18 protein-coding genes and 1 tRNA gene are annotated in these 18,352 nt (G+C 60.7%); 12 read left to right on the top strand and 7 right to left on the bottom strand.

Annotated features, from left to right (window positions below; translation table 11 throughout):
* Positions 1-17 precede the first annotated feature (17 nt).
* Positions 18-1,649, bottom strand: coding sequence for an alpha-amylase family glycosyl hydrolase (locus GY170_RS15910; protein ID WP_163895442.1), 1,632 nt, complete (start codon positions 1,647-1,649; stop codon positions 18-20).
* Positions 1,650-1,851: 202 nt separating this feature from the next.
* On the opposite strand from GY170_RS15910, the gene GY170_RS15905 reads away from it, so the two are divergent.
* A complete protein-coding gene (locus tag GY170_RS15905; protein ID WP_328801101.1) occupies positions 1,852-2,919 on the top strand; it encodes an ABC transporter ATP-binding protein in 1,068 nt (355 codons plus the stop codon).
* 150 nt (positions 2,920-3,069) lie between these two features.
* On the opposite strand, the gene GY170_RS15900 is transcribed toward GY170_RS15905, so the two are convergent.
* The gene (locus GY170_RS15900) at positions 3,070-3,753 is read right to left on the bottom strand and encodes a GntR family transcriptional regulator (RefSeq protein WP_163895440.1); all 684 of its coding nucleotides are present in this window, start codon (positions 3,751-3,753) and stop codon (positions 3,070-3,072) included.
* A gap of 31 nt (positions 3,754-3,784) precedes the next feature.
* A complete protein-coding gene (locus tag GY170_RS15895; protein ID WP_163895438.1) occupies positions 3,785-4,474 on the bottom strand; it encodes a M48 family metallopeptidase in 690 nt (229 codons plus the stop codon).
* A 129-nt stretch (positions 4,475-4,603) separates the two neighbouring features.
* Here GY170_RS15895 and GY170_RS15890 point away from each other — a divergent pair, with 129 nt between their 5' ends.
* From GY170_RS15890 to GY170_RS15880, 3 genes are all read left to right on the top strand, one after another.
* The gene (locus GY170_RS15890) at positions 4,604-4,936 is read left to right on the top strand and encodes a TIGR02300 family protein (RefSeq protein WP_163895436.1); all 333 of its coding nucleotides are present in this window, start codon (positions 4,604-4,606) and stop codon (positions 4,934-4,936) included.
* Positions 4,937-5,060: 124 nt separating this feature from the next.
* Positions 5,061-5,136, top strand: a tRNA-Ala gene (locus GY170_RS15885).
* 169 nt (positions 5,137-5,305) lie between these two features.
* Positions 5,306-5,866: an AAA family ATPase gene (locus GY170_RS15880; protein ID WP_163895434.1), complete on the top strand. Its 561-nt coding sequence runs from the start codon at positions 5,306-5,308 to the stop codon at positions 5,864-5,866.
* A 555-nt stretch (positions 5,867-6,421) separates the two neighbouring features.
* Here the strand turns inward: GY170_RS15880 and GY170_RS15875 are convergent.
* The 3 genes from GY170_RS15875 to GY170_RS18730 all read right to left on the bottom strand — a co-directional run bounded on the left by GY170_RS15875 (position 6,422) and on the right by GY170_RS18730 (position 8,705).
* Positions 6,422-7,867, bottom strand: coding sequence for a UvrD-helicase domain-containing protein (locus GY170_RS15875; protein ID WP_163895432.1), 1,446 nt, complete (start codon positions 7,865-7,867; stop codon positions 6,422-6,424).
* Positions 7,860-8,153, bottom strand: a complete 294-nt coding sequence (locus GY170_RS15870) for a hypothetical protein (RefSeq protein WP_163895430.1) — start codon at positions 8,151-8,153, stop codon at positions 7,860-7,862. The genes GY170_RS15875 and GY170_RS15870 overlap by 8 nt, the downstream gene beginning before the upstream one ends.
* 321 nt (positions 8,154-8,474) lie before the next feature.
* Positions 8,475-8,705: a FitA-like ribbon-helix-helix domain-containing protein gene (locus GY170_RS18730; protein WP_394351502.1), complete on the bottom strand. Its 231-nt coding sequence runs from the start codon at positions 8,703-8,705 to the stop codon at positions 8,475-8,477.
* Between the two features lie 644 nt (positions 8,706-9,349).
* Between GY170_RS18730 and GY170_RS15860 the strand changes: the two genes are divergently transcribed.
* The 3 genes from GY170_RS15860 to GY170_RS15850 all read left to right on the top strand — a co-directional run bounded on the left by GY170_RS15860 (position 9,350) and on the right by GY170_RS15850 (position 11,085).
* Positions 9,350-9,571 carry a hypothetical protein gene (locus tag GY170_RS15860; protein ID WP_163895426.1) on the top strand — a complete coding sequence of 74 codons (222 nt, stop codon included), beginning with the start codon at positions 9,350-9,352 and terminating at the stop codon, positions 9,569-9,571.
* Positions 9,572-9,936: 365 nt separating this feature from the next.
* The gene (locus tag GY170_RS15855) at positions 9,937-10,218 is read left to right on the top strand and encodes a helix-turn-helix domain-containing protein (protein WP_163895424.1); all 282 of its coding nucleotides are present in this window, start codon (positions 9,937-9,939) and stop codon (positions 10,216-10,218) included.
* Between the two features lie 15 nt (positions 10,219-10,233).
* A complete protein-coding gene (locus tag GY170_RS15850; RefSeq protein ID WP_163895422.1) occupies positions 10,234-11,085 on the top strand; it encodes a hypothetical protein in 852 nt (283 codons plus the stop codon).
* Between the two features lie 433 nt (positions 11,086-11,518).
* On the opposite strand, the gene GY170_RS15845 is transcribed toward GY170_RS15850, so the two are convergent.
* A complete protein-coding gene (locus GY170_RS15845; RefSeq protein WP_163895420.1) occupies positions 11,519-11,929 on the bottom strand; it encodes a hypothetical protein in 411 nt (136 codons plus the stop codon).
* Positions 11,930-12,095: 166 nt separating this feature from the next.
* Between GY170_RS15845 and GY170_RS15840 the strand changes: the two genes are divergently transcribed.
* From GY170_RS15840 to GY170_RS15820, 5 genes are all read left to right on the top strand, one after another.
* Positions 12,096-12,341: a helix-turn-helix domain-containing protein gene (locus GY170_RS15840; protein ID WP_235924226.1), complete on the top strand. Its 246-nt coding sequence runs from the start codon at positions 12,096-12,098 to the stop codon at positions 12,339-12,341.
* A 225-nt stretch (positions 12,342-12,566) separates the two neighbouring features.
* The gene (locus GY170_RS15835; protein WP_235924225.1) at positions 12,567-13,067 is read left to right on the top strand and encodes a TnsA endonuclease N-terminal domain-containing protein; all 501 of its coding nucleotides are present in this window, start codon (positions 12,567-12,569) and stop codon (positions 13,065-13,067) included.
* Positions 13,064-15,208, top strand: coding sequence for a TnsB C-terminal domain-containing protein (locus GY170_RS15830; RefSeq protein WP_163895418.1), 2,145 nt, complete (start codon positions 13,064-13,066; stop codon positions 15,206-15,208). The genes GY170_RS15835 and GY170_RS15830 overlap by 4 nt, the downstream gene beginning before the upstream one ends.
* Complete coding sequence (locus GY170_RS15825; RefSeq protein WP_163895416.1) at positions 15,198-16,151, top strand: ATP-binding protein; 954 nt, start codon at positions 15,198-15,200, stop codon at positions 16,149-16,151. The genes GY170_RS15830 and GY170_RS15825 overlap by 11 nt, the downstream gene beginning before the upstream one ends.
* Positions 16,152-16,182: 31 nt before the next feature.
* A complete protein-coding gene (locus GY170_RS15820) occupies positions 16,183-17,940 on the top strand; it encodes a TniQ family protein (RefSeq protein WP_167803328.1) in 1,758 nt (585 codons plus the stop codon).
* Positions 17,941-18,352 lie beyond the last annotated feature (412 nt).

Genomic DNA, 18,352 nt, shown 5'->3' with positions numbered 1-18,352 from the left:
GGATCCCCGGCGCTCCGTCAGGTCGCCGCCTCCACCTCCCGCAACGTCACTGTTAGCGCGCCCTGCGATTCGAGGAAGACAAAACCGCGCGGCGGCAGGTCGAGCGACGCACCGTCCCGCTCGAAGAGGCCGGGGCCGACGGGCGTGCCCGCGCCGATGAGGGAGAGGGCCTGAGGCTCGGCCGAGAGGTTGAAGAGCGCCGTCAGGTGGGCGTTGCCCCAGACGCGGCGGAGGCCGAGCACGGGCTCGGGCAGGTCGATGAAATCGGCCTCGCCGAGGCGCAGCTCGTCGCGCTCCTTGCGGAAGGCGAGGGCCTCCCGGTAGGCGGCGAGGACGCTGCCCTCATCCCCCTCCTGCCGGTCGACGGCACGGGCGGCCTGCTCGGGCTTCACCGGCAGCCAGGGCTTGGCATCGGAGAAGCCGCCATGCTCGGCCTGCGCGCTCCACACCATGGGGGAGCGGCAGCCGTCGCGGCCCTTGTACTCCGGCCAGAACTCGATGTTGGCGGTATCCTGAAGCTCCTCGAAGAGGATCTCGGTATCCGTCTGGCCCAGCTCTTCGCCCTGATAGATGCCGAGCGTGCCGGGGAAGGAGGTGAGGAGGGCGATGGCCTGCTTGGCGACCGGCTCGGTAGGCTCACCCTCTTGCGTCCAGCGGGAGACGTGGCGCGAGACGTCGTGGTTGGAGAAGCTCCAGCAGGGCCAGCCTTCCGGCGCCTTGGCGAAGAAGCGGGAGATGCGGCTGGAGAAGTGCTCCGCCGTCTGGTCGGAGCTGAGGAACTCGAAGGAATAGGCCATGTGCAGGCGGTCGTCGCCGGTGGTGTACTCGGCCATGATGTCGATCTGCCGGCCCATCTCGCCGACCTCGCCGACCATCATGCGGGCGTCGTACTTGTCCGTCAGAGCGCGGAGGCGCTGAAGGATGGCGATGTTTTCCGGCTGGGTCTTGGAATAGAGCTGGTCCTGCGCCTCGTAGGGGTTCACCGGGAATTTGGTCCAGTCCGAGGGCGGGTTGCTGCGCAGCTGAGCGTCGTGGACATAGAAGTTCACCGTGTCGAGGCGGAAGCCGTCGACGCCCTTCTTCAGCCAGAACTCCATCGTCTCGAGGAGGGCATCGACCGTCTCGGGGTTATGGAAGTTGAGGTCGGGCTGCTCCTTGAGGAAGTTGTGCAGGTAATACTGCTTGCGGCGCGGGTCGAACTCCCACGCCGAGCCGCCGAAGATCGACAGCCAGTTGTTCGGCGGGCTGCCGTCGCGCTGAGGGTCGGCCCAGACGTACCAGTCGGCCTTGGGGTTGTCGCGGCTGGAGCGGCTCTCCTCGAACCACGGATGCTCGATCGAGGAATGCGAGAGCACCTGGTCGATGATGACCTTCAGCCCCAGCTCGTGGGCGCGGTCCAGCATCGCGTCGAAATCCTCCATCGTGCCGTAGAGGGGGGAGACGCCCGTGTAGTCGGAGACGTCGTAGCCCATGTCGGCATCGGGGGAGGTGAAGAAGGGCGAGAGCCAGATGGCATCGACCCCGAGGGAGGCCACATGCTCCAGCCGGGAGGTGATGCCCGGCAGATCGCCGATCCCGTCGCCGTCGCTGTCCTGATAAGAGCGCGGATAGATCTGGTAGATCACCGCATCACGCCACCATTCACGCATAGGGGTCCCTCGGCCGTTTGCATACGTTTGCAAGGGCGGATGGCAGGGCGCCGGTCCACCGTTGGCGGGCACCTTTACGGACAAGAGCTAGAGGTCAACCCCGAAAGGCCCGATCCACGGCCATACGCGCCGCGATGGACACGCGATGGACAGGGGGGTGCCGCAGGATTAACCTCGGGGGAGGTGCGGCAGGGAGGATGCGGTGCTGGATTCAGGTGACCAGGCGGCGCTCAGGGCCGAGGGGCTGAGCAAGAGCTTCGGGGGTCTCGATGTCCTCCACGGGATCGACATCGAGATCGGCTCCGGCGAGTTCCTCGTGCTGGTGGGGCCCTCGGGCTGCGGCAAGTCCACCTTGCTCAACTGCATCGCCGGGCTGGAGGAGATCACCGGCGGGCGGCTCTTCATAGACGGGCGCGAGGTGACGGGCGAGCCGCCGAAGGACCGCGACATCGCCATGGTCTTCCAGAGCTACGCGCTCTACCCGACGATGAGTGTCGCGCAGAACATCGGCTTCGGCCTGAAGATCCGCCGGGTGCCGAAGGCGGAGGCGGAGGCGAAGGTCCGCGAGGTGGCGGGCCTCTTGCAGATCGACCACCTGCTGGACCGGCTGCCCGCGCAGCTTTCCGGCGGGCAGCGCCAGCGGGTGGCGATGGGCCGGGCGCTGGTGCGCGAGCCGGCGCTCTTTCTCTTCGACGAGCCGCTCTCCAACCTCGACGCCAAGCTGAGGGTGGAGATGCGGGCCGAGATCAAGCGCATCCATGCCGCGACGGGGGCGACGATCGTCTATGTGACCCACGACCAGATCGAGGCGATGACGATGGCGACGCGGATCGTCGTGCTGAAGGGCGGGCACGTTCAGCAGATCGGCACGCCGGAGGAGATCTACGACCGGCCGGCCAATACCTTCGTCGCCGATTTCATGGGGGCACCGCCGATGAACCTCATCCCCGCCCGGCGCGCGCCGGGGGGGCTGGACCTCGGCGGCACGCACCTGGCGATGGAGCTGCCGCCGGGCACGCCGGAGGAGGTGACGCTGGGGCTGCGGCCCGAGCACCTGTCGCTGGCGACGGGAGCGCCGGACCTGCGGCTGGAGGCACGGATGATCGAGAACACGGGCGCCGAGGCCTACGTGACGCTCGATCTGGGTGGGGCCACCCTGACCGCCCGCCTCCCCGGACGGATGCGCGAGGCGCCGGGGCAGGTGATCCCGCTGGCGGTGGACCGCACCGGCCTCTGCCTCTTCGACCCCGCCACCGGCGCCCGGCTCTGACCGCCGCTGCCCTGCCACGCTCCCGCCCGCCCACCCCGCGCGCCAGGGCAGCGGCTCCGCCCGAAGCTCGTGGAGGATCCCCATTCATCTGGCCAAAAATACCCTCGGGGGTGTGGGGGCAGCGCCCCCACGCAGGCCAGCCTCCCCGCGCTACCCTTTCAGCATCCTGAGCCCCTGCGTGACGTCCGCCCGGACGGCGATGCGCAGGCCGGGCTCGTCGCCGGCCTTGAGGGCGGCGAGGATCAGGCGGTGGTGCTGGGGCGGCTCTGTCCGGCGCAGGCGGCCGTAGAGGGCGCGCATGGTGGGGCCGAGCTGGAGCCACACCGTCTCCGTCATCGCGAGGATCGCGGGGGCCTGGGCGCGCAGGTAGAGGGTGCGGTGGAACTCGAGGTTCGTGCGGATGTAGCCGGACGCGTCCTGCCGGGCGACCATCTGGCTGACCGAGGCGTTGATCGCCTCCAGCCGGTCGATGAGGGCGAAGTGGGCGCGGGGCAGGGCGCGCGAGGCGAGCTCGGGCTCCAGCAGGGCGCGGAGCGTCGCCAGCTCCTCGATCCGCTCGTTGGAGAGGGCGGGGGTGGAGACGCGCCCCGAGGCAGAGAAGGAGAGGGCGCCTTCGGCCACGAGGCGGCGGACCGACTCCCGCGCCGGGGTCATCGAGACGCCGAAGCTCTTGCCGATGCCGCGCAGGGTGAGGGCCGAGCCGGGGGCGATCTCGCCATGCATGATCTGCGAGCGGAGCGCCCGGTAGAGCCGGTCATGCGCGGCGCCCGAAGGCTCCGCGGGGCGGGGCGCATCGGCGGTGCGGGGCAGGGGCTGGCGGGGGGCGAGGCTCATGGCGGCCATGTGATCACAAGGGGGCGCGCGGTCAATCCAGGCGGAGGCGGTGGAGGGCGGAGCCGTGCTCCTTCAGCCAGCGGCGCTGGGCGGCCTCGCCCGGGCAGAGCCGGGCGACGAGGGCCCAGAAGGCGGGCGCGTGGTTCATCTCCCGCAGGTGGGCGACCTCGTGGGCGGCGACGTAATCGAGCACCGGGGGCGGGGCGAGGACGAGCCGCCAGGAATACATCAGGTCCCCCCGGGAGGAGCAGGAGCCCCAGCGCCCGCGCGGGTCGCGCAGGGTGATCCGCCCGAAGCGGGCGCCGAGCGTGGCGGCGTGCCGCTCGGAGGCGTCGAGGAGGCGGGCGCGCGCCTCCTCCTTGAGGAAGGCGGCGAGGCGGGGGGCGAGGAGGCGCGGCTCCTCAGGCACGACGAGCGCGGCGCCGTCGCGGGATACGCGGCGCACGGCGGCGGGGCGCAGGAGCACGTCCTTGCCGAGGAAGGGGATGGTGCCGCCGGGGGCGGGGCGGATCTCCTCCGGCCGGGCGGCGAGCTGGGCGCGCAGCCAGTCGGCGCGCTCGGCCACGAAGGCCAGCCCGTCCGCCTCGCGGGCGCGGGCGGGCAGGGTGAGCACCGCCTCGCCGGTGACGTGGCTGACGCGCAGCGTGTAGCGACGGGCCCGCGCCGAGCGGCGCAGGGCGACCGTGACGGGCGGATCGCCCGGCAGAACGTGATGCGCCATCGCGGAACCGCCTTTGGCCGAAGGTTTTGACACCATGCAGCGCATATGGCAGAGGCGCTGAATCCGCCGCAAGGGCAAGCGACCGAGTCGCCCCTCGGCCGCACCGAAGCCGCAACATGAGGACCAGCCATGCCCAAGGAAGAATGGGGAACGAAGCGCGTCTGCCCGACCACGGGCAAGCGCTTCTACGACATGAACCGCGACCCGATCGTCAGCCCCTACACGGGCCAGACCGTCACCGTCGATGCCGCCAAGAGCCGCACGATGGTGGCCGACGCCGAGGACGCGCAGACCAAGAAGCTCGCCAGCAAGGACAAGGATGACGACGACCTGCTGATCGAGGACGACGAGGAGGAAGACGTCGATCTCGGCGATGACGTGCTCGAGGAAGACGACGACGACGACGATTCGGTCTCGCTCGAAGAGCTGGGCGACGTCGCCGGCAAGGACGACGAGGACTGATCTGCGGGTGATCGGCGGGCGGCCGGACAGGCCGCCGCCATAGGACCAGCCGGGCGGGATTTTTCGCTTGATCTCGCCCGGGCCGTCTCTTAGAGAGCGGCACGCGCCCGAGAGGGTGCCGGACGGGGCCTTAGCTCAGCTGGGAGAGCGCTTGCATGGCATGCAAGAGGTCAGGGGTTCGATCCCCCTAGGCTCCACCATTTCCCCTTTGAAACGCACCAGATAGTTCTGCCTTTTTCGTCAGAGGATTTGCCTCTGCCGCGCAGACAGGTGTTGTTTTCCCTACGAAAATCCATGCTGCCTTGATCCGCGTCTTTCGGAACGTCGATCGCTGCGCAGCCCTTCCCCTGTCAAACCCGAGGATGGCCCATGAGCGACCATTTCTTCGTCGTGACGGGCGGCCCTGGTGCGGGCAAGACCAGCCTGATCACCGAGCTCTCCCGCCGCGGCTTTCACACGATCCCCGAATCCGGCCGCGCGGTCATCCGCGAGGAGGTGGCCAGCGGCGGAGACGCCCTCCGCTGGGCGGACCGCATGGCCTATGCCGAACGGATGCTTGAGCGCGACCTCCGCGCCTACGAGGACGCTCAGGCACTCTCAGGCCCCGTGATCTTCGACCGGGGCATTCCCGACATAATGGGCTACCTGACCCTCTGCGGCCTCCCCGTGCCGCCCCACGTCGCTACCGCGGCCAAGGCAGCCCGCTACAACGCCCGCGTCTTCCTTACCCCCTACTGGGATAAGATCTTCACACAGGACACCGAACGCAAGCAGACCCGTGCCGAGGCCGAAGCGACCGGCGCAGTCATGCGGGAGACCTACACCGCGCTCGGATACCAAATCAGGGAGTTGCCGCGCGCCGACATTGCAACACGCGCCGATTTTGTTTGTCCGCAGCGGGGCAACCGTAATCGCGAGATGCCCTGGTAAAACTGCTGAAGCGGAAAAACCGTATGGCCCCTCCGGCCTCCCGCTGCCTGACACTCACGGCCTATTGCGGTCGTTCGCGATACCGCGCAACGCCGCGGTGCGGCCTTCGCAAAACGGACGCTTACTGCGCAGCAACCTGGGATTTCACGGCTTTCTTTGGGTGTGAGCTTGATCGATCGATGAAGCAAACTCAAAGTTCTTAATCTTTTGACAAGCTTAACTTAGCTGACAATCCCAATATCGTATTGGTAGCGCTCTGATACACACCGATTTCATTATTGGGGCAGTAAAATGTACCGCCTCGTGCGCCAAATTTTTTTTAGACTGTCTTAATACCCAAGTGATCACACAAGTTCGACATTATCGCCTCCAAGCTATCTCTTTGCGAAAGGCCTGTGTGTTTAGTAGAGGTAGAAAAACGTCCACCAGGTTCCCGGCTCACTACAATTTTCACCATTATGATGCCCCTTTAATTTTCTGCTTTCCTCGTCATCGAGCTCTTTGCTCCGAGTTAAGGTTGCTTCCAAAGATGACTTCCGGCAGGATATGCTGAAATCATGCGGCCGGATTCAACACGGGATTGGTCGATATGATCGTGAGTGTTCGAGCACCGCGTGTCAGCGCAACGTAAAGCTCCTTGCGCGATAGTGTCGTCGCGTCCAGAACGATGGCGTGGTCGTACTCCAATCCCTTCACGAGCAGCGTCGTACCAATTTGGCGAAGATTGCCAACCAGGCGCCCCTTGAAACGAAATTCGCGTTGGTACTTTTCTGCGGCTTCATCAAATGTCAGCTTGGGATACATCGAATGCTTCTCTAAGACACCGAGAACGCGGTTGAGGAGATCGGCTCGCGTCACGTTCGTCTGGACAAGCCCTTTGATTGCCTTCAAAAGCTCTGCCATGCGGCCGCTAGTGGGATTATCCAAGTATTCATTGGCCAACCTAGCCACTTTAGGGCTACGGGTAGCTGCGCGAATAGCGACCGCTTCCCCCCGGCATGTGCCAGCTGGTAGGCTCGCATTCACCTGCGTCATACACTTTCCAGCAAACGCGATGACTTCTTGAAGGCGGCGACTATTGCTGGCAGCAGTATTCATACGACTGAAGAACGCAAACATATCGCGCCCCTCGACCTCCTCAATTGAAGAGTATCGTCCAGATAAGTTTTGCGACAGACGATGACATTTCGCCTTGAATTCTTGACTGCCGTTATGAATGGCAATGACCGTTTGCCCCGGTCCACAATTAAAATAGCGGCATGTGTTGCCCTGTGTTCGCTGAAGATCTTGCGGTGCAGCGTTTGCCGCAACATACCTAACTCCCTGAGGCAGACGTCGTCTAAGATCTATCGTAGTTCCGTTTTTGAGGTTTTCGCGAACGTTGCGCAGCCACTCTCCGAGCTGGCCTGCACCTGCCTGCACCCAACGATGTGGTACATCAAGCTGGCCAATCTGTGCGAACACGCCTTCAACATCACGAGCCCAATCGACTGACTGTTGGCCGCCGAAATCGAATATTCCCTGCAGGGGATCACCCAACACGCGGCATGGGAGGTCGCGGGAAATTTTCATTACGATAGCGTGCTGGCTAACTGAGCAGTCTTGGTACTCATCCACGTAAAGACCGACATATGACGACTGGATAATCCGCCTAACGAAGTCATGGTCGAGCAAATCACCGACGGCAGCGTATAGTGCATTCCATTGATCGTTGTTTGCTGGCCTTTCAATGGCCCAACCGGAAGTGTGTTTGTAGGAAAGGCACAAGCGCAGTGCCCAACTCGCAATTGTATCAACATGAAACTGGTGCTCATTGACCCCCAAAATGCGTAACTTTCGCCGGAGGGCATTCACGCCAGCATATGTATGCGTCAGGATGAGTTGTCGGCCATCTGAAAGGGCCGTCGCTTCTGCTATCAAATATGTTTTGCCAAATCCGGCAGGCGCCACAACAAATCCTGAGCCTCGGTAAGCTGCTAGGGTTGCCGCGAGATTACACATGGTCAATCCATTTCCGCAGGCTTTTGAGCTGTTGAGCCAAATCACTTTCGCGAATGTCACTATTTTCGAGACATGCAGCAATCGCACTAGCCCATTCCGCGCCAAAATCTTGACGTTTGAACCAGTTCTTTTCTTTTGCGGTTCGGCCGAGAGCGACTCTCAATTTCGGAGTGTCGATCCAATTCTCAAAATTTGGCTCAAAACCGGCACCGAAACGGACTTGAATCTGAGAAATGATCGAGGGATCATTTCCGATAATGGCACGAGCCGTCTCAAAAGAAGACATGACACCTTCCCAAGGTAGATCTCGAAAAACACGCTCTTCAATTGATGTGCCGTCGTCATGGGAGAAGCGTAACGCAAGCGGCCCCTTCAGCGATAAACAAATCGTACCACCCTATCGAGACATAGTTTCCCCAACAGCAGAAGGAGCGCGAGGCGAAATCAAAACGTCCGTTGAACGATCCCCTATCGGACAGGAGTAGATGGCTCCGTCGTCGTAGGATGTGAGGCGCAATCCTGCGATTACGGTGCGCCAACGAGTAGAAGCCCTCGATTTTGCGCTACTGCAGTGACAGATTCGAGATCACACTGATGGCTTTTGAAATCAGTCGAATACGCCCGAGTGGCTCTTCGTCTGATCTCTTTCCACTGACAGGTCGTCCCCAAGGTAGGCCCCGTAGCGTTTACGTATGCGACGGCCGAACCCGTCCTCGCTAGACGCGATGACCGACTGAATGAGGATCGAGCACACTTCGGCTTCAAGGCTCCGCTTATTCGCTTCAGCTTGAGCGCGGAGGCGTTCGTGAAGCTCGTCCGGCAGGTTCGTTATCCTCATATTCGCCAAGGTGAACTCTGTGCTGCTGATAGGTTTCCTGGAGGACGGCATAGCGTCGAGAGCCTCAAGTCTGGCACAGTGACCGCCTTTTGAGGAGGGCAAAACGCAGCAAGGGACCATCCTTGCTCGCAGCGTGCCCGGTGCCATAGTTATGCATTTCGCCTCGTCCAAACTTTGCTGCGGAGCGGACTTTCAACGGCAATCACTCGAAGGGCCGCAGTGCAGGACAATTCTGCCGTTCGCCGCGCGTGCTCGGTTCATGCCGCGCCTCGCAGTCATCCATGATGAAGGGTGCAAGACGGACTTGCTGCGGCGCGGCACAGCGTCCCTTCCAATCAGAGACACCCGCTGTTCGTGCCACCGCGGCGAAACCCCTTGCCTCCGCTGATGGTGCGGCGGTCATTGAAGAAGGAAAATTCGTTAGCGGTGCGGCCAGGCAACCCCAACGTAGTCATCGTCCGACGTGCTGTACCTCTTGTCGGAACAAGCTCGTCGCCTGTCCGCGATTTCGTATCATCTGGATGATGAACTTTGTTGACTCTCAGTCAACACAGCGGTAGCCATAAGATAGAGAAGGCGCGCTGCCCTTCTCTTGCTCGTGAGGCGGTGTCTGCCCTCCGTTTGGACCTCAAACGGAGAGTAGTATGGCTCTAAGAGAAACCGCTGAAAAGCACCTGAAAGTGCTCAAGCTGATCCATAGGGAGCTTGAGAAAAATGAGGAGTGGGAAGACCTGACGAAGGAGATTGAGGACCTAATAGCTGAACTTGAGCATGAGCTCTCACAAGGCTACGGGCTCTCAAAACGATCGGTTGAGCTTCTATCACTTGCCGCCTCAATCATCAGCATCCTTCTGGGCTTCTCATAAATGGCTCGTGAGAAAGAGGTGTTCGACCCGGTAGTGCAAGAATCAAGCAACGAAACCTTTCAATTCACCCTGACGGAATAATGATATTCCAGATTTTTGGAGGTGTACCACTGATACGAAACGAAAAGTAGGCTTTAAAACGACTAAGAGGGGGGTAGATTTGCCTCCCATCAATACTGGGAGAGTGTGCTGGAACTCTTTCCATAGTAGCGCAAGGTGTGCGGCTCTGGCCAAAAGTATGAGTATCTCGGTGCATGGGTTTCTGAGACAGGGAAGTCATAGGGCGCGCCCCCTCGCACCAGAAGTAGGCAGATTCCAGCAAATAGGCGCGTCCGACGACTTTCTGTGGTCGCAAGGAGGCCGACATGGATGTAGGCACGGCAATTTGCCGTAAACGACATGAAAAAGGACTGTCGCAAGTATCACTTGCTCAGATGAGTGGCTTATCCAGAAATTACGTCTCCCTTATCGAGTCGAACAAGAAAAAGCCGTCCCTTCAGGCTCTTTCTGCGATAGCTGAGGCACTTGAGACAAAGGAGGCCGATCTAATGGGCGAGGATCCAAGCATAGTTCGTATTCGCCAAAGAATTCTTGACAAGTATGGACCCGCCAATGAAATTTTGGAAATTCTGAAAGAAGTTTATTGAACGGAGCGCTGGAGAGTGTACGGGCAACGCATCCGGAAGAACGAAAAACTTCTGCTCAGGGCACGGGCGTGCTCTGAGACCGATTTTGTTTCCGCTGTTAGGCTGTATGGCGGGGACCCCAGTGTATGCCTAGTCGGGGAAGACCTTTCACACATTAATTTTATCAGCTCAGACATTTCCGGTATATCGTTCTGCGGTGCTTGTCTAGACTATGCGACGTTTGACAAGCGCCAACTAGAGAGCGTCATCAACACCGGACCCATTAGTCTGAACGGTGTTCGGGTTCTGGACGATAAGCCTGGTGCTGCGAGAGAGATTAAGTCTGAACCGAGCGAAATAACCGAAGAATGTGGCAACCATAGCGAGGCCGTAAGTCGGGACCAGCGCTTCCTCGGCAAGTACGCGTTTTGCCCGAAGCATGGTATTGGCAAGATCGAAGATCTGTGCACCCGCAATTTTGATTTCGGAGAGCTTTACCTCTATACAGTCGCCTTCGAGGAAAGTCTTAATCCTTGTCATTTTACGCGAACAGGTCTTGATGCGCAGTGCGTAATCTTGTCAGAGGATCGCAAATCCGCTGAGTTGCTGTCAACCGTCCATAATGCAATAGACGCCGTGCGTGGCGGGAACGGAAAATTGAATGAAAGCTCCCCAAAGCCTTTGCGGGGCGAAGATTGGAGCGTCTTCGCACGTGAGCTTAATCGTTTCTCGTCTCTCAATTGGAGTGTCGATCCGATTCCTCAGAGCATACTTGTGCATTGCGGGAAGTTGGAAACCGCGCTTCGCCGCTATGGCGTAGTGCTGGGCGATGGAGTGACGTCTGGATTTCGAGTAATCCTGAGACTTCTTACTGAACGGAAATACTGAACTCCTTTTAGATCAGTAGTTTCAGCTCCCCCGTCTCGCCAAGCAAGTTTGCTGTTTGCGCGAGGCAATATGGCGAACATGTCTAGGGAATGCTGGAAAATCGTCTCGATCTGGATCGCCTGAGGGCGTTCGTAGCCAAGAGCCGAGTGACCGGTTCGCGAAAGCTGCACTGCAGCGACCGACCACGTGTGAGCGACCGGCTATTCCCGTTCGAGGTGCCGCGTCCTTCGCTGCAGGCACGAAATCCATACCGTTGAGAATGACCTTTCTGGGCCCGAACCGCACCTTCGCCGCGCCCTGCCTGAACGGCAGTTTCATGTGCCCAGGAGTCGACTTGCCTCCGCCCCCACGCCTTCGGCCCCATCAAATCGTGCCGGACCGACAGGGAACCCTAAGACGGTCGGTTTGGTAGCACAACCGGATTTCAACGCGCCTAAGTACAGCTTCTGGTATGTCTTACGGTCGATACCAAGTAGCTCTGCGGCTCCCACGAAGCTGTCGGCGGTATCGCGGGCGGGCGACCCTGCTCGCGAGAAAAGCCGAGCGAACGTCTCTTTTCAGCTATCCACTTCGTGCCGACGCGGTGAAGTCTTGCGAGAGTCGTATCGCGATGACCCTCCCGAAACTGCTCGCGGAGCAGCATGTCGAAATCAAAGCCAAAATGCTCAAGCGTCTTGATGAGGCTGGAACGACTAGCGCGAAATTTCTTCTTAACCTCCGCCAAAGACCGGCTTTCAGCCATCAGGCCCAGCAATTCTGAATGATGCACTCCTGTTCCGTGGCCATTCTCGAAAATGAAAACGTTCTCTCCGGCTATGGCCAGATAGTTTCTAGCGTTCGCCATGCGCCCTCCTTTGGCTAAAAACTCCGGTGAAATTCTCGAAGCAGTGGTGCCGCGAATTTCGCCCTACTTTTTAACCACCTGATTTCAAACAGTTCTTCTTGACTGATTCGTTGATAGCTGATTCCCTCCGGACCACGAAGTGCCAGCAACCATGGTTACAGCATCGATGTCCCACACGGTGAATCCTGCTCACGAGCGCCTGAAGATGGAGCTGCGATTACGCGGTAGGTCCATCGCCTCAGTCGCCCGCGAGCTTGAAGTGCTGCGTTCGACGGTCACGCTTGTTAGCCAAGGTCTGCGTCGGTCCTCGAAAATCGAGAAAGCCCTCGCCGACGCGGTCGGCACGACACCGGCTGAGCTGTTCCCGGACCGATACCCGGCAGAGGAGGAACGTCCAACCGAGCAAACCTGACACTGGGAAAAGAAAAGACCTCCCCGCGCTAAGCAAGAAGGCCTTTTCGAATAAGCGTCGTTTGGACCCGACCTCTTATTCATCCCCTGAGTCTCAAGAAAAGTCAACCTGCCGGGGCGTCTCCTGGCAGGGCGGTCAAACTCATCTCAAACATAGGGGGATGTCGCCCCGCGCCTGCTCCGATCCACATGTGTCGGCGCCCAGGTGAGGTGCGCTCCAACCATCATGAAGAAAAAACTGATCTACCGCGGGCCGGAACCGAGCCACGCGACCCGAGTTCCTGCGCGCCGTTCCAAGGGAAGCCTTCGCGGCTACATGGTCGCGCTGCTGCCCGGCTTCGAGCGCCCGCGCATCATCCACTTCGAGAGCGCCCTCGAATACGCCTTTCTCTGCCTGATGCTGGTGCGAGAGGACGTGCATCACATCCGCGAACAGCCCCCGGCGATTTCTTATGTCGGCACCGACGGCCGCCCCGCGCGACATGTCTTCGACTTCCTCGTCACCAAGGCGGATGGCGAGCGGATCGCGGTCGCGATCAAACCCATGCAGCGAGTCCTGAAGCTGAACTTTGCCTCCGAGCTCGAAGCTGTTGCGGCAGCGGTCTCCAAATCCTTCGCCGACCGGGTGCTCCTGGTCACCGACCAGCACCTCGACCGGGCCGCCGCAGCTGAAGCGGCCCGGACACTCGCCTGGTCCCGCCCCTCGCTGGTGGAGGTAACAGTATGACCCTACGTTTCCGCTTCTCGAGCTCCGACATGATCACGACGGCAGGCGTCGCCATGCGACCGGTTGAGATCAACGACATCGGCGGCACCTTCGAGCGCGTCGGCCAGCCTGGCATCATCGAGGCATTTTCCCATCATCAGCTCGCCGAGATGATGCGTCGGCCGGACACGACCTACTTTGCCGGGTATTTCGACCGGGCCACGCAAGAGGCGCGTCGCGACAAACCTGTGGAGGTCATCAGCGAGCTGCCGGAAAAGACTGCACGGCTGGTGATTTGGCGGAAGGCCGTCTGTGACGCCTTCCTGGCGCTCGAAGCAGCGGGCCTCATCAAACGCACGCAGCGGGCATATGAGCAGGCGAAAGCGCAGCTCGCATCAGCGACGGCTAGGCTGGTTGGCGAAGGCGCATCGGCCTTTGCCAAAGTACGACCGGGCAAGGAAATAAAAACTCGCAAGCTGCCGGCAAGCCGGACGGTCTTGCATTGGGTCCGCTCCTACCAGGCTGCAGGCTACTCCGCACTTTCACTCATTCCGGCCACACATCTATCCGGCAATCGGACCCGGCGCTGGTGCCCGAAGGCAGAAGCCCTGATGAACCAAGTCATCGAGATCTACGCCGACACGCAGCGACCGAGCAAAGTTCAGTCTATTCAGGAAACACGGGCGCTGTTCGCCGAAGAGAACGCGCGCAGAACCAGCGCGGGCGCAACGCTGCTAATGGTCCCCTCGGCCTCTAGCGTTAAACGCCGACTGGACTCGGCTGACCCATTCTACGTCTACGCCAAACGGCATGGCACGTCTGCGGCTGCCCGGAAGTTCGCCATGAGCAGCAACGGTCCTGATGTCGTGCGTCCGATGGAGCGGGTCGAAATGGATGAAAACAAGCTCGACGTCATGTCGTTGCTGACGCTGACAGGCATCTGGGAGCATCTGCCGCCGGATCGGCAGAAGAAATTCGAGACCGGGCGGCGCTGGCTCTACATTGCAATCGACTACGCGACGAAATGCGTCGTGTCGATGCGTTTGGCTGAAACGCCAAACTCGGATGATGCGATCCGCGCGCTGCGGCAGATCTTCGAGGACAAGACCCCGCTGGCGCAGGCGGCCGAATGCGAAAGCACATGGCATCACCACGGCGGGATCGGGACCCTCGTGACCGACATGGGGCCTGCCTTCGTCTCGGATGCCTTCCAGACGACGGTGGCTTCGCTCGGGATCACGTCACACCTGCCGCCTGCCGGGATTCCCTGGATGCGGGGGCACATCGAGTCCTTCTTCCGCACACTCGGGCATCAGCTCATGCCGCTCTTGGCAGGTCGTACCTTCTTCGACACCGTGGATCGTGGTGACTACCCCTCCGAGATGCTCGCCTGCCTATGCGACGACGATCTCATCAAGGTTCTGCTGACCTATATCGTTGATATCTATCACAATCAGCCACACGGCTCGCTGAAAGGAGAAACCCCGAATGCAGCATGGAAGCGCCTGATTGCCGAACACGGGACGCCTCCGGTACCGGATGGCCTGACCCTTAGAAAAGCATTCGGCAGGCCGCTGACCCGGAAACTCAATGACGAGGGCGTGCTGTTCTCTGGGCTTAGTTATAGCTGCGAGGCGCTGCGGGAAGCTTATCTCCACTCCCCCATACGGGAAGTGGAAATCAGGGTCGATCTGCAGGACATCGGCTGGATCGCCGTCAAGGTCGGGGCCACCTGGTATCCGGCGCTCGCCAATCAGCCCGGCTTCGCGGGCGTGAGCTTCGAAGAGCTGCGTGAGGGAATTCGGGCTGTTCGACACGCACATGCGCGCGCCGCGAAACTGGACGCGCCCACGGTTCAGCGCGCCATCGAACGAATTTCCGAGGCGAACCGTCGTGCGTTCGCGTTGCGCGCCCTGACGCCGTACCACACAACCGACGTGGAGATAGCACGTGCAGATGCGGGACTGCACCATCCGCTCCGCTCTGACGCGCAGCGGTTGGGATACGTGCCGCCGAGCAACGATCTGCTCAATGACGCGATCACCATTACTCCACCCACGGACACATCCCGGGAGTCAGACAGCGACGATAGCGGGCCGGGGTCCGAGCGTCGAACAAGACGCAAGACCCGCAGACGCTGGGGGTTCAATGATGGGAAATGATCTGATCACCCGAGCAGCACAACGGGTCGCTGAACTGAAGGGGTATTTCGTCGATCACGAGCGCTTCGTTCCACTGGCAGAAGGGTTTTCGATCCTCGCCGAGAAAAGGCTCGTAGACATCCAGACCGGCCGCATCAGCGAGGCGCAAGGGCTTGCCCTGTCCGGGCACTCGGGGGCCGGCAAAAGCGCGGCAATCACCCATTTTCTTTCCCAGGAAAGCCGGAGGCTGGCCGATCGGGATTACGGAGATTCAACCATCATCAGCTTGCGGGTGCCATCACCCGCAAAGCTGAAATTCGTCGGGCAGATGCTCCTTCGGGCGCTTGGCTACCCCATCGGTGCCGATCGCCATGCCTGGTACATCTGGGACCTGGTTCAACATCACCTCAAGGAGCGGCGTGTCCTTTTCGTGCATCTCGACGAGGCGCAGGACCTGGCGTCGCGGGGAACCAAGCACGAGCTGGATTCAGTCACATCCATGCTGAAGACCCTGATGACGGACCCGGAATGGCCGGTCGGGATCATTCTTTCGGGCACAAACGAGCTGGAAGACATCCTCAACCACGACCACCAGCTCGCGCGGCGCATGAAGACCTTTCGGTTCGAGAGCCTATCCCCCGCTGCATATGGCGATGATATCCTCGACCTGCTCGAGAGCTACTGCGAGCGGTCGAACCTCGCACCAGAGGAGGACGTGCTGGAATTGTCCCACGGCGAACGCGTGGTCCACGCCGCGGCAAACCAGTTCGGCATCGCCATCGTGCTGATCCTCGACGCCATCGAGGATGCCTTCCTGCAAGGACAGGAGACACTGAACCGGCACAATTTCATCAGGGCGTACCATCGGCGGACCTCCTGCGACGCCGAATTCAATCCGTTTGTCGTGCCGGATTTCATGCGCATCGACGCCCGTCAGGTGTTTTCTCGGGAGAACCGCACATGATGTTCTCGACCGTTAAGCGTTGCCCTTGAACGTGAAATACCATCTCGGAGAATCCGCAACCTCTCTCGCATCCCGCTTGGCACGTCGCAATGGCGTGTCAGGCATGGCCATGTTTTTGTCTGACTTCGGGATCGACTATCTCAACCTAACCAATGGCGACCAAGAGGATTGCGCGCGGCTGGCCGCACTTGCCGGTGTCGATCAGGCGGAACTGCGTCGAAACACGCCTGCGCTCATCTCCCCTGGCTGGTTCCGGCTGGGCCTGGAGGAGATCAAATTCACGGCCTTCAGCCGAACCGCTCTCAAAGGCTGTCCACAATGCCTACAAGACGCTTCAAACGATAGCGAGACTGGGCATCTCGGTCTGTGGCAGCTGACCTCAATCCGCACCTGCGGCTTGCACGGCTGTTACCTCACTCCGTTGCCCACTTCGTCTGGGCCACGAGAGCGGTTCGACGTCACCAAGCTGACCTCTGGCTTTTCCCCACCAGAAGCCCAAATCGCGAACGATCAGGACCTTTTGTTCGAGCACTACCTGAAAAACAGGATCGAGAAGGGGCCTGGGAAGACGTGGCTGGACCGTTTGCCCGTCCATGTTGCGGCGCAGACCTGCGAGGCCTTCGGGCTTCTGCTGACCCTTGGCCCGAAAGCCCGGCGAGAAACAGTGACGCCGGCGCAATGGGCGGCTGCAGGCACTGCCGGTTATGGTGTCCTACGTCACGGACCAGACGCTTTCCGGGAAAAGCTCAAGGAGATCCAGCGGGCGCATCCAGTCGACAACACCCTCTACCGGACCCGCTATCGCGTGTTTTTCGAGTGGCTGCGCCACCGTGACGACGACCCTCAGTTCGATGTGATCCGCGATCTGGTGCGAGAGTTCATCTTCCGCAACTTCCCGATCTCCGAAGGCTCGATCGTATTGGGCCGCCCCTTCCCCGAACAATACGTTCATTCGCTTTCAACGGCTCGCTCGCGATATGGCATGTCTGGTTGGAAGCTGGCGCGCCGCCTGGCCTCGATGGGTCTCGCGGAGAGGAAGACATCTGGCCAGGGTTTTGTAGTGACCGGTTACGTGCCCACGGAAGTCATCAATGACATCGCGACCGATTTCGACGCCCTTCTGAACGCGACCGACGCAGGAAGGTATCTCGGCGTCGAGCGGTTCATGATGGCGAAGCTGACGAAGCCCGGACTGGTCGAGAAGTACTTCGACGAAAAGAATGCCTCTCCGATGTATCACCCCCGCGATCTCGACGGGTTCATCGGGAAGCTGCGAGCGCAAGTTAAGGACTCGGAGGCGAAGGACCTACTCGACATTGCGACGGCATCGCATCGAGTCCGCATACCGACCGAGCGCGTGGTCGAAACCATTCTGAGAAACCGCCTTCCGCTGTATGCCCCCGACCCCACCACCGCATGCTTTCCGGATTTCCGCGTATCGCTCGCCGTGCTGCGTGAGGTCATCGCTGCCGATCACCATGGAGCCGTTCGGCCGACCCGGGCTGCAGAGCTCCTCGGCATCAATATCCGGACGATCCGCAGCCTGATGGACGCGGGCGTTCTCAAGTCTCGCGACATAGTGGAGCTGAAGAGCGGACGCAGGCGACGGTACGTCTGCGCCAAGTCGATGGAGCGGTTTTCCAAGACCCATATTTCGGTGGTCGACCTGGCAGCAACGAGCGGGCGGCTGCCAAGCGTCGAAGCCGTGATCCAGCTCGACCGCGGGGCGCAGCCTCTTCCACTTGGACCACGCGCCAACATGGTTTTCAGGCGAAACGACGTTCTCTAAAACATCAGTCGAAGGAAGTCGGCCACTGCGCCGGCTTTTTCACGTTCAGCCAGAGGCAAACTTATCTGACGAAAAAGGCAGGTTCGGTTCAGCATCGAGATGTTCGGGTGCTGAAATCAAGGAGAATTTTAGGCCTTGGAGGCAGAACTTTGTGACAATTCCCACCCTTTAGACGGCATCCCATTGCTCTGCCCTTTCCGTCAGAAGCGTTGCCTCTGACCGGGCGACCTACGCCGAAGCGGCCATTCCCTGCGACTGGCGCGAGCGTCGGCAGTGCGGACGGAGCTGCCGTTCGCATTCAAATCAGGAGAGCATGACCGGTCAGAATACTGCCGTTCGCAGCTTCTTCAGAAGCGGCCGAGCTAACCTACTTCTGGGAGAGCAATAGCCGAACACCGAAGCCCGCAAAAAT

It is taken from the genome of Pseudoroseicyclus tamaricis, from assembly GCF_012070395.1.
Classification (GTDB): Bacteria; Pseudomonadota; Alphaproteobacteria; order Rhodobacterales; family Rhodobacteraceae; genus Pseudoroseicyclus_A; species Pseudoroseicyclus_A tamaricis.
Note: the sequence above shows the minus strand (reverse complement) of the source record. Positions and strands in the feature narration are given on the sequence as shown.